The 13,182-nt window shown below is 73.9% G+C and carries 12 protein-coding genes; 5 read left to right on the top strand and 7 right to left on the bottom strand.

The annotated features are described in order from the left end of the window. Positions 1-12: 12 nt before the first annotated feature. A complete protein-coding gene (locus ACIA5A_RS09455; protein WP_396758571.1) occupies positions 13-669 on the bottom strand; it encodes a 4'-phosphopantetheinyl transferase in 657 nt (218 codons plus the stop codon). 117 nt (positions 670-786) lie between these two features. Here ACIA5A_RS09455 and ACIA5A_RS09450 point away from each other — a divergent pair, with 117 nt between their 5' ends. Then, complete coding sequence (locus ACIA5A_RS09450) at positions 787-1,056, top strand: hypothetical protein (protein WP_396758568.1); 270 nt, start codon at positions 787-789, stop codon at positions 1,054-1,056. Positions 1,057-1,113: 57 nt separating this feature from the next. Here the strand turns inward: ACIA5A_RS09450 and ACIA5A_RS09445 are convergent, their stop codons facing one another. The 3 genes from ACIA5A_RS09445 to ACIA5A_RS09435 all read right to left on the bottom strand — a co-directional run bounded on the left by ACIA5A_RS09445 (position 1,114) and on the right by ACIA5A_RS09435 (position 5,221). After that, positions 1,114-1,887, bottom strand: coding sequence for a peptidase (locus ACIA5A_RS09445; RefSeq protein ID WP_396758565.1), 774 nt, complete (start codon positions 1,885-1,887; stop codon positions 1,114-1,116). Positions 1,888-1,889: 2 nt separating this feature from the next. Next, positions 1,890-3,182, bottom strand: a complete 1,293-nt coding sequence (locus ACIA5A_RS09440; RefSeq protein WP_396758562.1) for a VWA domain-containing protein — start codon at positions 3,180-3,182, stop codon at positions 1,890-1,892. Between the two features lie 359 nt (positions 3,183-3,541). Beyond that, entirely contained in the window at positions 3,542-5,221 is a 1,680-nt protein-coding gene (locus ACIA5A_RS09435; RefSeq protein WP_396758560.1) for a dolichyl-phosphate-mannose--protein mannosyltransferase, read from the bottom strand. A 92-nt stretch (positions 5,222-5,313) separates the two neighbouring features. Here ACIA5A_RS09435 and rsmI point away from each other — a divergent pair, with 92 nt between their 5' ends. Further along, entirely contained in the window at positions 5,314-6,153 is an 840-nt protein-coding gene (gene rsmI / locus ACIA5A_RS09430; protein WP_396758811.1) for a 16S rRNA (cytidine(1402)-2'-O)-methyltransferase, read from the top strand. Positions 6,154-6,245: 92 nt separating this feature from the next. Here the strand turns inward: rsmI and ACIA5A_RS09425 are convergent, their stop codons facing one another. Beyond that, complete coding sequence (locus ACIA5A_RS09425) at positions 6,246-7,079, bottom strand: hypothetical protein (protein ID WP_396758557.1); 834 nt, start codon at positions 7,077-7,079, stop codon at positions 6,246-6,248. 127 nt (positions 7,080-7,206) lie between these two features. Between ACIA5A_RS09425 and metG the strand changes: the two genes are divergently transcribed. Continuing rightward, the gene (metG, locus tag ACIA5A_RS09420) at positions 7,207-9,009 is read left to right on the top strand and encodes a methionine--tRNA ligase (protein WP_396758554.1); all 1,803 of its coding nucleotides are present in this window, start codon (positions 7,207-7,209) and stop codon (positions 9,007-9,009) included. Positions 9,010-9,064: 55 nt separating this feature from the next. Here metG and ACIA5A_RS09415 read toward each other — a convergent pair whose 3' ends face one another. Together ACIA5A_RS09415 and ACIA5A_RS09410 are read right to left on the bottom strand one after the other, a co-directional pair. Beyond that, complete coding sequence (locus tag ACIA5A_RS09415; protein WP_396758551.1) at positions 9,065-9,916, bottom strand: alpha/beta fold hydrolase; 852 nt, start codon at positions 9,914-9,916, stop codon at positions 9,065-9,067. A 60-nt stretch (positions 9,917-9,976) separates the two neighbouring features. Next, entirely contained in the window at positions 9,977-11,221 is a 1,245-nt protein-coding gene (locus tag ACIA5A_RS09410; protein ID WP_396758548.1) for a hypothetical protein, read from the bottom strand. Between the two features lie 81 nt (positions 11,222-11,302). Between ACIA5A_RS09410 and ACIA5A_RS09405 the strand changes: the two genes are divergently transcribed. Both ACIA5A_RS09405 and rsmA read left to right on the top strand, forming a co-directional pair. After that, entirely contained in the window at positions 11,303-12,205 is a 903-nt protein-coding gene (locus tag ACIA5A_RS09405) for a TatD family hydrolase (protein ID WP_396758808.1), read from the top strand. A gap of 81 nt (positions 12,206-12,286) precedes the next feature. Beyond that, complete coding sequence (gene rsmA / locus ACIA5A_RS09400; protein ID WP_396758546.1) at positions 12,287-13,156, top strand: 16S rRNA (adenine(1518)-N(6)/adenine(1519)-N(6))-dimethyltransferase RsmA; 870 nt, start codon at positions 12,287-12,289, stop codon at positions 13,154-13,156. The last annotated feature ends 26 nt before the right edge of the window (positions 13,157-13,182 follow it).

Genomic DNA, 13,182 nt, shown 5'->3' with positions numbered 1-13,182 from the left:
CCGTCCAACCCCTCACCGGCGAGTCAGGACGGCCGCGGTCCGGACCAGCCCGTCGTCCACCGCGAACCGTCCGGTGAGCGTCGACGGCGGATCGGGCACCGGAGCGGCGGCGAGCCGGGCCGGCGCGATCTCCGCGTGGAAGGTCCCCGCGTCGGGATCGAGCGTGAGCCGGGCGTCCGGGAAGCCCAGCCAGGTGCCGACGAGCGGGTACCAGACCTTGTAGACGGTCTCCTTGGCGCTGAACAGCACGGTCGGCCAGGGCGGACCGGCCGGCAGCCGGGCCAGGTCGGCCTCCTCGTCGGGGCGGCACACCTTCCGGCGTACCCCCTCGGAGAGCGGACGGTGTCGCTCGGCGTCGATGCCTACCGCGCGCAGGTCCGTGGCCAGGGCGACGGCGGCCGCGCAGTAGCCGTCGGTGTGGGTGATCGCCCCGACCACGCCGGCCGGCCAGACCGGGGCGCGGTCGGCGCCGGCCGGCACCGGCGCGACCGGCAGGCCGAGCGCGGCCAGCGCGCGGTGGGCGCACACCCGGCCGGCGGTGTAGTCCCGCCGGCGGCTGGGCACCGCGCGGTCGCCCAGGGCGGCACGTTCGGCCGGCAACAGGTCGCCGGAGAAGTCGGCCGGGCCGGCCACCGCCACGGCGACGGTGGGCGGCAACAGGTCATGCACGAGCGTCGGTGGGTGACGGGAACACGCGGTGACCGTACCGTAACGCCCTAGCGCACTGTGGCGCTGAAGGAACGTTGCGGGGGGAGGCAGCGTCGACATCCATGGAAGGAGTGGCCGATGACCCCCGGTTTGGAGGCGTCGGAACCACGGTCCGGCGAGCACGTCCCCGTGACGCCCGACTGGACCTGCGGCTCGTGCGGCGACGAGTGGCCCTGTGCCACCAAACGCCGGCACCTGCTGATCGAATACCAGGTGGATCGGGCGTCGTTGAGCGTCTACCTCGGATCCTGCCTGGCGGCCGCCACGCACGACCTGCGCTCCGCGCCGGTCACCGTGCTGCGGGACCGGTTCATCGGCTGGGTGCCACGGGGCCCGCGTCCGGTCTGACGACCGGCGCTTCCGGTGGCCGCCGCGTCGGGTTCACGGCGGCCACCGGTCGCGGTCTCAGCGGCGGCGCGGCCGGCGGGTGAGGGCGAAGCCCCCCACACCGGCCACGGCGGCGAGCACACCGCCCACCCCGGTCCAGACCCAGCGCGAACCGGCCTCGGGCAGCCAGCCGGTCAGGTCGGTCTCCTCCTCGGCCACCGGTTCGGGCGTCGGTTCGGCGGCCAGCACCGTGCCGGCCCGCGTGTTCGGCGCCAGCGGCGCGGCCAGCTCACCGTCGTCGCCGGACGCGCCGCCGGAGTCGGCGGCGCCGACCACCAGGTCCACGTCGATCGGCGCGCCCAGGTCGGGCTCGGGCAGGTCGGTGACGGAGAGCCGGACGTAGTAGACGCCGGGCAGCGGGTCACCCGACCACGGCTCGGCCCACGGCCGCACCCGGCGTAGCGTGCAGCCGAGCGTCACGGCGGTGGCGGCCGCCTCCGCGGTGGGCGTCTGCGCGCCGGCCGTGCAGGCCTGCCGGCGACGCAGCCCGTCGAACACGTCGACGGTCCAGGTGGACGCGCCGGAACGGGGCTTCCCGAAGGTGACCGTCACACCGACCTCGTGCACCTGCCCGGCGTCGGCCCGGAACGACCAGTAGAGGTGGTCGCCGGTCGAGGCGCCGACGCGTACCGGCTGGCCGGCGTCGATGGTGGTGGCGGTGAGGAAGGAGGTGCCGGCCTTCGCCACGGTGGTCGCGCCCGGCGACGGGGTCGGTGCGGCGAGCGCCGCGGAGGGGACCAGGGCGAGGCCGGTGGCGGCCGTCGCCGCCAGGGCGCGGAACAGGGTACGCATCCTCAGTTCTCCCTCCAGGTGGCGACCCACCAGCGGGTGAGCAGCCCGGCGACCAGCCCGGTGACGAGGCCGGCCAGGGTGAGCAGGAGCAGCAGGACCCAGCCGCGCCCGAGGTCCGGCCCGTCCGGGGCGGGGGAGGCGGCGACCACGTCCACGGTCAGCTCCACCGGCATGCCGGGCTCGGCCCGGGTGCCGGCCCGGGCCGCGAACGAGTTGCTGACCACGAGGCAGACGGTCCGGGTGGCCTGCGTACCGCTGGGGGTCGGCGTGGGGGTGGCGGCGTCCTCCGCCTCCTCGGCGGCCGACCAGCGCAGGCCGGCGGAGACCACGTCGGTCCGGCCGCTGCCGGCGTCGACGCCACGGACCAGTTCCCGCCCGTCCGGCGCGGTGGCCCGCAGCAGCACCCCGTAGTCGGGGTTGACCGGCCGGTCCAGCGCGATGCTCACCGACGCGCGCAACTCCTGCCCCGGCCGCACCGGCACCCGGTACCAGCGGTGCTCGGAGAACGTCTCCCGGTCGGAGTAGACGCCCGGCGCGAGCAACGGGGCGCCGTCGCAGGCCGCCGTGCCGCCGACCACGGCCGGGGTGGCCGTGTACGTGTCGCGGGCCCGGTCGACGAGCTGCTTGATCCGGCCGGTCAGCTCGTCGGCGCTCTGCGCCGCGGTGTAGGTGCCGCCGGTGGCCCCGGCGATGCAGAGCAACTGCCGGCGTACCTTTTCGTCGGGGGCGAGGCCGAGCGTGTCGACCACCAGGCGGGTGCCCTGCGCGGCGAGTTCGCGGGCCACCTCGCACGGGTCGGGCGGGGCGCAGGTGTCTTCGCCGTCGGTGATCAGCACGATCCGGCGGGCGGTGCTGCCGGTGCCCAGGTCCTGCGCGGCGGACCGCAGCGCCAGCCCCACCGGGGTGAAGCCGGTCGGGCGCAGACCGGCGACGGCGGCCTTGGCCTGGGTGCGGTCCACCGGCCCGACCGGCACGATCTGCTGGGTGTCCCGGCAGCCCTGCTTCTTGTCCTTGCCCCGGTAGGTGGCGCCGAGCACGCGGATGCCGAGCTGTGTCTCGTCCGGCAGGCCGTCGACCACCTCGTTGAACGCCTGCTGGGCGACGGAGATCCGGCTGCGTCCGTCGATGTCGCGGGCCCGCATCGAGCCGCTCACGTCGAGGACCAGCTCGACCTTCGGGGGTTCGGCGGCGGGTTCGGTGCTCTCGTCGTCGGCCCCGGCGGGGCTCGGACCGATCAGCGCGGTCGCCGCCAGCAGTCCGAACAGGACGGCCGTCGATCGTCTCTTGTTGATCACCGGGCGAAGTGTAGTGAGATCCACTTTGGAAGATCATCCGGGTCGGCGCGGCCGGGATCGCGGCCGGCGATGGTACGAACTCGTGACGTTCTGCCGGGCTGACCCACCGTTAGATGCCCGATGTAAACCTTTCGGGGGGTGGCGCGCCGGTCGGAAATCTGACTCGGCCGCACCCGTTGTGGGTTTGGCGCGCTGTGGTTAAGCTCTGTCTTGCACGCCCCAATCGCCCGCTTCCCCCGTGGCAGGCGATCGGGGCGTGCTTTTTCGTGGCCCGACCTGTCGATGCAGCCCGGCCGAATGATCGCAACCCAATTACGGCCCGGTGGGCTTCCCCACCGGGCCGTCGCGCGCCCACGCGCTCAGATCCAGCGGCCGTCCAACCACATCCGGGCGGACCAGTCCGCGTACGGCAGGATCCGGCCCACGAAGATCGGATAGAAGTAGCCGAAGCAGAGCGCGACCAGCAGCACGTAGGCGCCGGCGATGATGCCGCCGACCAAACGACGGTCGTTGGCCTGCTCGACGCTCGGCGGCGCGGCCGTCCCGGTCACCGGCGCGGGAGCGACTATCGCGCCGAGCACGTAGACCACGGCGAGCACCAGGAACGGCACCGCCGGCGCGGCGTAGAAGGAGAACATCGTCCGGCCGTCGAGGGCGAACCAGAACCAGGGCAGCAGGCCGGCGGCGGCGCACAGCAGGATCGCGCCGGCCCGCCAGTCGCGCCGGGCCAGGCCCAGCCAGACCGTCGCGGCCAGCGCCGGCAGGAACGACCACCACAGCAGCGGGGTGCCCAGCAGCAGCACCTCCGAGGCGCAGCTCGACGCGCCGCAGCTGCCGTCACCGTTGTAGGCGAACGCGACCGGCCGGCCCAGCAGCAGCCACTGCCACGGCCAGGACTGGTATTTGTGCGGGTCGTCGAGCTGGGTGTGGAAGCCGTACGCGGCCTTGTGGTATTCCCACAGGTTGATCAGCGGGCCGATGAACGGCGTGTCGCTCAACCCCGGAACGTTCGGATAGCGGCTGGCCAGGCGGTAGTAGCCCTCGTCGCTGAGCAGCCAGCCCGACCAGGTGGCCACGTAGGTGACCACCATCAGCACGCCGGCCACGAGCAGCCAGGGCAGCTCGTCGAGCACGGCGTCGCGCCACGGCCGGCGGGCCCCGGTGGAGCGCCGGACGCCGACCTCCCAGAGCAGCACCAGCAACGCGAACGCCGGTACGAAGTAGACGCCGCTCCACTTCACCGCGCAGGCGCAGCCGAGCAGCACCCCGGCGGCCAGCCGCCACCACGGCCAGTTCCGCCAGCCCCCGGCCGGCCGGCCGGCGCGCCCCGGCAACGACGGGTCGAGCCCGGCCGCCAACGCGCGGGTCCAGCGCCGCCGCCGGGCGTCCCGGTCGAGCACCAGCGCGCCGAACGCGGCCAGCACGAACAGCAGCAGGAAGATGTCGAGGATCGCGGTGCGGGACAGCACCAGGTGGAAGCCGTCCAGCGCGAGCAGCAGGCCGGCCGCGCAGCCCAGCGTGGTGGAGCGGAACATCCGCCGGCCGATGCGCACCAGCAGCAGCACCGACAGCGTGCCGCAGACCGCCGCGCCGAAGCGCCAGCCGAACTCCGGCGCGGTGGTCATCAGGTGCCCGGGCACCGAGATGTTGGTCTCGGCGTCCTGGTAGCCGAAGGCCCATTCGCCGAGCCCGATGAGCCACTTGCCCAGCGGCGGGTGGACCACGTACGACGGGCCGTTGTCCTTGTAGTTCCACTCGACGCCGCGGTCGATCAACCCGTAGGCGTCCTTGGCGTAGTAGGTCTCGTCGAAGATCTTGCCGGACGGGTGGCTGAGCCCGACGAAGCGCAGGATCGCGGCGATCGCCACCACCACGGCGGTGGCCAGCCACGCCTGCCCTCGGCCGAGCTGGTCGTCGACGGTGGCGAGCCGGCGCCGGACCGCGGCCGGGATGCCACCGCCCCCGCCGTCGTCGTCGCCCGGCGAGCCGGCCGCCGGGTCGGTGGTGGAGGGCTCCTGTGCTGTCGACGCACTCGTCACCCGGCGATCGTAGGCTGCGAGGGTGCCCGGTGGCGTCCGTCGTCCCCGAAATTGGTACGACCGTCGATGAGGGAGCGCGCGCCGTGGGGGAAATGTCTGACCTGGGGCGGTTGGTGCTGCTCGGTGCGCCCCTGGGCAACCCGGCCGACGCGTCCACCCGGTTCCGCGAGGTCCTCGCCACCGCCGACGTGGTCGCCGCCGAGGACACCCGCCGGCTCACCCGGCTCGCCCGCGACCTCGACGTGACGGTCCCCGGGCGGATCGTCTCCTACTTCGAGGGCAACGAGGAACGGCGTACGCCGGAACTGGCCGAGGTGCTCACCGCCGGCTACACCGTCGCCCTGGTCACTGACGGCGGCATGCCGAGCGTCTCCGACCCCGGCTACCGCCTGGTCCGGGCCGCGCTGGAGGCCGGCGTGCCGGTCACCGCCGCACCCGGGCCGAGCGCGGTCACCACCGCGCTGGCGCTGTCCGGGCTGCCCTGCGACCGGTTCTGCTTCGAGGGCTTCCTGCCCCGCACCCCCGGCGCCCGCCGCTCCCGCCTGCGCGCGCTGGCCGCCGAGGAGCGCACGCTTGTGCTGTTCGAGGCGACGCACCGTATCGGTGGGGCGCTGGCCGACCTCGCCGAGGCGTTCGGCCCGGACCGGCCCGCCGCGCTCTGCCGCGAACTGACCAAGACCTACGAGGAGGTGGTCCGCCGGCCGCTGGGCGAGCTGGCCGCGTGGGCCGCCGAGAATGAGGTGCGCGGCGAGATCACGCTGGTCGTGGCCGGCGCGCCGGCGACGCCCGCGGTCCGCCCCGACGACGACACGCTGCGCGCCGCGGTCGACGAGCGCGAGGTGTCCGGGATGTCCCGCCGCGACGCGATCACCGAGGTCGCGACCGCGTACGGGCTGCGTCGCCGCGAGGTCTACGCGGTGGTGCACCGCTGAGGTGTAAGGAGGGGCCCCCTTTTAACACCTCGGTGTGAGAGGGGGCCCCTTCTCTACCGGAAGCGTTAACAAGGGGCCCCTCCTTACACCTCTCACCAGGCGGCGGCGACGAAACCGACAGTGATCAGCAGCGGGCCGGCCAGCGCCAGCCCGACCGCCCAGCGCCGCTGCCGCTGATCCGTCAACCGGGTCGCGCCGGTCCACCTGGCGATCCCCGCCGCGCAGCCCACCACCAGGGTCAGCCCGAGCAGCCAGCGCAGGTGCCCGCCCACGCCCCGGTCCGCGTAGGCGGTGGCCCCGTCCGGGCCGGTCATCCGGGCCGGCAGCGTGCTGCCGGTGGCGGTACGCCCCGCCGGCACACCGCTGACCCGTACCCCCTGGGCCTGGAAGCGGTCGTGCTCGGCCTCGAAGATCCCCCGGCAGCGCTGGGCTAGCCCGCTCCCGGAGCATTCGGTGATCATCACGGTGCCGCCCGTGGAGTGCCCCACCGCCAGCCAGAACGGGCCGGCGCTCACCCAGGCGAAGAACGCGGCGAGCAGGCTCAACGCCAGCAGCACGGTCAGCCCGACGGGCGGGTCCGGCGGGTGGACCGGGCGGGGCGGCCGGCGGCGGGCCGGCGCGTCCACGGCGCGCGGGCGCGGCTCGTCGCGCAGCGGCGTGCCGTCCCAGTGCACCTCCTCGATCGGGGCCCAGCCGGTCGCCTCGTCGCCCGCCCGGGCGGAGCGCCGCTGCCAGCGCGGCTGCCGCACCGGCACCCGGCGGGGCACGGCGTCCCGCGGCGCCCCGGTGGTCGGCTCCACCTCCACCGGGGGGTCCGCCGGGTCCAGCCGGGGCTGCGGGGCCACCGGGACGCCGGCCGGGATCCGCGCGGCCCGGTCGGCCGCGGACGGCTCGGGTGCCGCTGGTCTGCTGGTCACGACGTTCATTGGACACCGCCACGCCGGGCTCGCCGGGCAGCTCAGGCCGCGTGTCGACGACAAATCGGGCGTACGGCGGAGGCGGCGGCCCTATTGGTTCGCGGGGCGCCCACCGCAATCACTAGTCTTGACGCTCATGAGTCACGTTCTCGCCGCGGTCGCCTGGCCCTACGCCAACGGCCCGCGCCACATCGGCCACGTATCCGGATTCGGCGTTCCCTCCGACGTCTTCGCCCGGTACATGCGGATGGCCGGTCACGACGTGCTCATGGTCTCCGGCACCGACGAGCACGGCACCCCGATCCAGGTGCAGGCCGACGCCGAGGGGGTCACCCCGCGCGAGCTGGCCGACCGCTACAACCGGGTGATCGCCGAGGACCTGCGGGCGCTGGGCCTGTCGTACGACCTGTTCACCCGCACCACCACCCGCAACCACTACGCGGTCGTGCAGGAGCTGTTCACCGGGCTGCACCGCAACGGCTACATCGTCCCGAAGGTCACCACCGGGGCGATCTCCCCGTCCACCGGCCGCACCCTGCCCGACCGCTACATCGAGGGCACCTGCCCGATCTGCGGCTACGACAGCGCGCGCGGCGACCAGTGCGACAACTGCGGCAACCAGCTCGACCCGATCGACCTGATCGACCCCAAGTCGAAGATCAACGGCGAGACGCCGGAGTTCGTGGAGACCGAGCACTTCTTCCTCGACCTGCCGGCCCTGGCCGACGCGCTGCGGCAGTGGCTGGACACCCGGGAGGGCTGGCGGCCCAACGTGCTCCGGTTCTCCCGCAACCTGCTCGACGACCTCCAGCCCCGGGCCATCACCCGGGACCTGGAGTGGGGCGTGCCGATCCCCCTGGAGGGCTGGCAGGACCGGTCGGACAAGCGGATCTACGTCTGGTTCGACGCGGTGATCGGCTACCTGTCCGCGTCCATCGAGTGGGCCCGCCGCACCGGTGACCCGGAGGCGTGGCGGAAGTGGTGGTCGGCGGACGGCGAGGGGAAGGACGCGCTCGGCTACTACTTCATGGGCAAGGACAACATCGTCTTCCACTCGGTGATCTGGCCGGCGCTGCTCGGCGGCTACTCCGGCGCGGGCTCCCGCGACGGCGAGCCCGGCGAGCTGGGCCGGCTCAACCTGCCCACCGAGGTCGTCTCCAGCGAATACCTGACCATGGAGGGGCGGAAGTTCTCCTCCTCCCGCAAGGTGGTCATCTACGTCCGGGACTTCCTGGAGCGCTACGACGCCGACGCGCTGCGCTACTTCATCGCGGTGGCCGGCCCGGAGAGCAACGACACCGACTTCACCTGGGCCGAGTTCCTCCGTCGCAACAACGACGAGCTGGTCGCCGGCTGGGGCAACCTGGTCAACCGGTCCGTCTCGATGGCGGCGAAGAACTTCGGCGCGATCCCACCGGTCGACACGGCCGGGCTCACCGACGCCGACCGGGCGCTGCTGGACACCGCGAAGGCCGGTTTCGCCGTCGTCGGTGACCTGATCGCCCGGCACCGGCAGAAGCAGGCCATCGGCGAGGCCATGAAGGTGGTCGCCGAGGCCAACAAATACCTCTCCGAGCAGGCGCCGTGGAAGCTCAAGGGCGACGACGACAAGCCTCGGATGGGCACCATCCTGCACGTCGCCCTCCAGGTGGTCAGCGACGCCAACACGCTGCTGACCCCGTTCCTGCCGCACTCCGCGCAGCAGATCCACGAGCTGCTCGGCGGCACCGGGGTGCACGCGCCGATGCCGGTGATCGAGGAGGTCGACGACCTCGACGGCGGGCCGGCCTACCCGGTGCTGACCGGTGACTACACGGTCGGCGCGCGCTGGGAGTCCGTACCCCTGGAGGCGGGCCGGCCGCTCGCGGCGCCCAAGCCGGTGTTCCGCAAGCTCGACCCGTCCGTCGTCGACGAGGAACTGGCCCGCCTGGCCGGCTGAGCGCGCGCACGCCACCGCGGCCCCGGGAACCCCGGGGCCGCGGCTCGTCGAACGGTCAGGCGTTGGCCATGCTCGGCTTGCCGATGAACTCCATGATCGCGTTGTTGACCTCGGTCGGGTGCGTCCACGGGGTGCCGTGCGGCGCGCCCTTCAAGGTCACCAGCTTGGCGTCGGACAGCATGTTCACCAGCCGCTGGCCCGTGACCGGGTACGGCAGCACGTTGTCCTTGTCGCCCTGGATGATCAACACCGGTACGTCGATGTTCGGCAGGTCCCCGCGGAAGTCGGTCTGCCAGGCGTCCACCGAGTCGTGGGTGCCCTTCGCCGACGCCTGCGCGCCGATCTGCCAGTGCGCGTGGTAAGCCTCGTCGCTGACCAGCTTGCCCCGGTTCTCGCTGGCATTGAAGAACGCGTCGCAGAACTGGCTCAGGTAGGCGAACCGGTCGGCGATGATCGCCTTCTGGAACCCCTCGAACATGCTCTTGTCGACGCCCTCCGGGTCGTCCGGGGTCTTCAGCAGGAACGGCGCCAACGGGGCCATCAGGACCGCGCGGTCCACCCGGTCCGACCCGTAGGCGCCCAGGTAGCGGGTCACCTCGCCGGTGCCCATCGAGTGTCCGACCAGGATCGCGTTGCGCAGGTCCAGTTCGGTCATCAGCACGTCCAGGTCGGCGGCGAACGTGTCGTAGTCGTAACCGGACGCCGGCTGGGCGGAACTGCCGAACCCGCGCCGGTCGTACGTGATCACCCGGTACCCGGCGGCGAGCAGCGGACCGCTCATCTTCTCCCAGGTGGCCCCGTTGAACGGGAAACCGTGGATCAGCACGATCGGCTGACCGGAACCGTGATCCTCGTAGTACAGGTCGATGGGTGCGGAGTTCTCCGTACCGACGGTGACGAAAGGCATGTCGGAATTCCCCCTACGCGTGGGTCTCGGACCCCCGACGCCTTCCCGACCCGCCGCCGTCTATGCGTTCGGCCCCGGATACGGCAGGTCCACCACCCGGTCGTCGGCCACCTCGGCGCCCGGCGCCCAGACCTCGTAGACGCCGCGTTCGTGACACTGTGCCCCGGTCAGGGCCACCGCGTCCGGATCCGGGCGGCGCAGCCGCAACCGCAACCAGCCCGCCTCCTCCCGCAGCACCAGGCAGGGCACCCCGCGCCAGGCGGCCGTCCGCAGCCGGCGGCTCGCCGCCTCCACCGGATAGCGGGCCGCCCGGGTCATCGCCAGCACCCGGAAACCGCCCGGCTGGTCGGCCACCGCCTCGTACTCCGTGCCGGCGTACCCGCCGACGAGCTGGGTGGAGCGGGGCGCGTCGCCGGTCGGCACGTACTCCTGGTCGGCGGCCAGCCCCGGCACCGCCGCCAGCAGGTGCCGCCACTGCGGGCCGGCCAACCGCAGCCAGCCCCGCTGCTCCGCCTGGTAGGTGTAGAGCACCACCTCCACACCCTCGGCCGGATAGGCGAGCAGGGTCGCGTTCGCCGGCATCGGCAGGTCGGCGAAGTCCCGGGTGACGAACTCCGGGACGAGCTGGGCGTCGCTCGGCACGAAACCGGTGCCCAGCACCGGCGGGCCGAGCCGGTCCCGGGGCGGCAGGACGGTCAGGCCACGGTGCGCCGGGCCGACCGGCACGTCGTAGTCGGCCGGGTCGGCGGCCCGCCAGCGCAACGCGTACGCCACGTCGCCGCCCTCCGGGTCGCCCCGCAGCACCGCCATCCCGGCCGGCGTACGCAGGTGCGCCACGTCGTGCTCCCGGTAGCAGAAACCGTGCGGCAGCCACCCGCGCACGTAACCGGCGAGCTGCCGCGCGGAGAGCACCTTCACCATCCGGGTGCCCGGCCGGATCACCGCCGACGCCCGCACCGCGGCCAGCGTCGGATCGCCCGCCGCCGCCGGCCGCTGGCTCAGCCGGTGCACGTACGACCAGCCGTGCTCCCGGTGCACCGGCATCAACAGCGGCGCGTCGCCCTCCTCGGCCGGCTCCGCCGCCCCGTGCACCGCCTGCACCTCGGTGGCGTGCACGAATCTCCGCCACGGGTGACCGGCGCCGGGCCGGGGACACCACTCGAAGCCGGGCGCCTCGTCGGCGCTGAACAACTCGTACGCCGCGCCCCGGGCGATCTCCTCGGCCGGGTGCACCCGGCCGTCGTACGTCACGCGCAACCCGGTCCGCTCGGAGGCGGCCCCGCCGGCCTGGTCAGTGACGGTCACGCCGGGACGCTAAGCCGGCCAGATGTGGGGCGTGTGAACAGACGGTGGCGGTCCGGGAACGGCGCCGCCGGCGGGTGTGTGATGCTGGCCGCGATGACCGAGCAGACCGAGACCCGCAAGCAGCGCGCGGCCCGCCGGGCTGGCGAGTTCCCGCCCGCCCCCGAGCCGCTGCCGGTGCCCGTCCTGGACAGCCACACCCACCTCGACATCACCGTCGGGGAGTACGGCACGCCGCCCGGCGGCCCCGGCGACGCCGACCCGGTCGCCGCCGCGGTCGCCGTCGCCGCCGGGGTCGGCGTGGACCGGCTGGTGCAGGTCGGCGTGGACGTGGAGTCGTCCCGCTGGGGCGCCGACGTCGCCGACCGGCACCCGGCGGTGCTGGCCACCGTGGCGCTGCACCCCAACGAGGCGCCCCGCCTGGCGGACCTGGACGAGGCGCTGCGCGAGATCGAGGCGCTCGCCGGGCGGGACCGGGTACGCGGCGTCGGCGAGACCGGGATGGACTTCTTCCGCACCGGCGCCGAGGGGCGGGCCGCGCAGGAGGAGAGCTTCCGCGCGCACGTCGCCATCGCCAAGCGGTACGGCAAGGCGCTCGTCATCCACGACCGGGACGCCCACGCCGACGTGCTGCGGATCGTCGACGACGAGGGCGCGCCGGACACCGTGGTGATGCACTGCTTCTCCGGCGACGCCGACTTCGCCCGCGAGTGCGTCCGACGCGGCTTCCTGCTGAGCTTCGCCGGCACGGTCACCTTCGGCAGTGCCGCCGCGCTGCGCGAGGCCGCCGCCGTCACCCCGCCCGGGCAGATGCTCGTGGAGACCGACGCGCCCTACCTCACCCCGATGCCGCACCGGGGCCGGCCGAACGCCTCGTACCTGATCCCGCTGACCGTGCGGTTCCTCGCCGAGACCACCGGCGCCGACCTGGAGACGCTCTGCGCCGCACTGTCCACCAACGGTGAGCGCGCATTCGGCCCGTGGTGAAAGGAGGGGCCCCTTGTTAACGCCAGGCGATAAGAAGGGGCCCCTCCTAACCGCGACGCCGAGGCGCTTACGCTACGGGGCGTGACCGGACTCCTCGGCCCGGCGGAGATCCGGGAACTCGCCGCGCGGCTCGGCGTCACGCCGACCAAGAAGCTCGGCCAGAACTTCGTGCACGACCCGAACACCGTGCGCCGGATCGTCACCGCCGCCGGCCTCACCCCGGACGACGTCGCCCTGGAGGTCGGCCCCGGACTCGGCTCGCTCACCCTGGCGCTGCTGCCGGTCGCCGCGCACGTGCACGCCGTGGAACTCGACCCGACGCTCGCCGCCGCGCTGCCGGCCACCGCCGAGCGGTTCGCCGGCCCGGACGCCACCCGGCTCACCGTGCACCCCGCCGACGCGCTGCGGGTCACCGCCGCCGACCTGGCCGACCCGGCGCCCACCGCGCTGGTGGCGAACCTGCCCTACAACGTGGCCGTGCCGGTGGTGCTGCACCTCCTCGCCGAGCTGCCCACCCTGCGGCACGGCCTGGTGATGGTGCAGAAGGAGGTCGCCGACCGGCTCGTCGCCGGTCCCGGCTCCAAGGTGTACGGCATCCCCTCGGTCAAGCTCGCCTGGTACGCCCGCGCCCGGGCCGCCGGCAAGGTCCCGCCGAACGTGTTCTGGCCGGTACCCAACGTCGACTCCGGGCTGGTCGCGTTCACCCGCCGCGAGCCGCCCCGCCCGGACGTACCCCGTACGGCGGTCTTCGCGGTCGTCGACGCCGCGTTCGCCCAGCGCCGCAAGACGCTGCGCGCCGCGCTGGCCGGCTGGGCCGGCGGCGCGGACCGGGCCGCCGCGGCGCTCACCGCCGCCGGCGTCGACCCGGGCGCACGCGGGGAGTCACTCACCGTGGAGCAGTTCGCCGCCATCGCCGCGTCGGCCCCGGACGGCCCCGCCGCCGCCCAGTAGGCTGGCGCCGTTGCCCGACCCCGCCG

This window comes from Micromonospora sp. NPDC051300 (genome assembly GCF_044455315.1).
Lineage (GTDB): Bacteria > Actinomycetota > Actinomycetes > Mycobacteriales > Micromonosporaceae > Micromonospora > Micromonospora robiginosa.
This window is presented reverse-complemented; position numbering and strand designations above follow the sequence as displayed.

Excerpts from the sequence above, each read along its gene's own strand:
- ACIA5A_RS09450 (WP_396758568.1), top strand. The coding sequence starts at position 787 with ATGACCCCCGGTTTGGAGGCGTCGGAACCACGGTCCGGCGAGCACGTC.
- ACIA5A_RS09445 (WP_396758565.1), bottom strand. The coding sequence starts at position 1,887 with ATGCGTACCCTGTTCCGCGCCCTGGCGGCGACGGCCGCCACCGGCCTC.
- rsmI (WP_396758811.1), top strand. The coding sequence starts at position 5,314 with ATGTCTGACCTGGGGCGGTTGGTGCTGCTCGGTGCGCCCCTGGGCAAC.
- ACIA5A_RS09425 (WP_396758557.1), bottom strand. The coding sequence starts at position 7,079 with ATGAACGTCGTGACCAGCAGACCAGCGGCACCCGAGCCGTCCGCGGCC.
- metG (WP_396758554.1), top strand. The coding sequence starts at position 7,207 with ATGAGTCACGTTCTCGCCGCGGTCGCCTGGCCCTACGCCAACGGCCCG.
- ACIA5A_RS09415 (WP_396758551.1), bottom strand. The coding sequence starts at position 9,916 with ATGCCTTTCGTCACCGTCGGTACGGAGAACTCCGCACCCATCGACCTG.
- ACIA5A_RS09405 (WP_396758808.1), top strand. The coding sequence starts at position 11,303 with ATGCTGGCCGCGATGACCGAGCAGACCGAGACCCGCAAGCAGCGCGCG.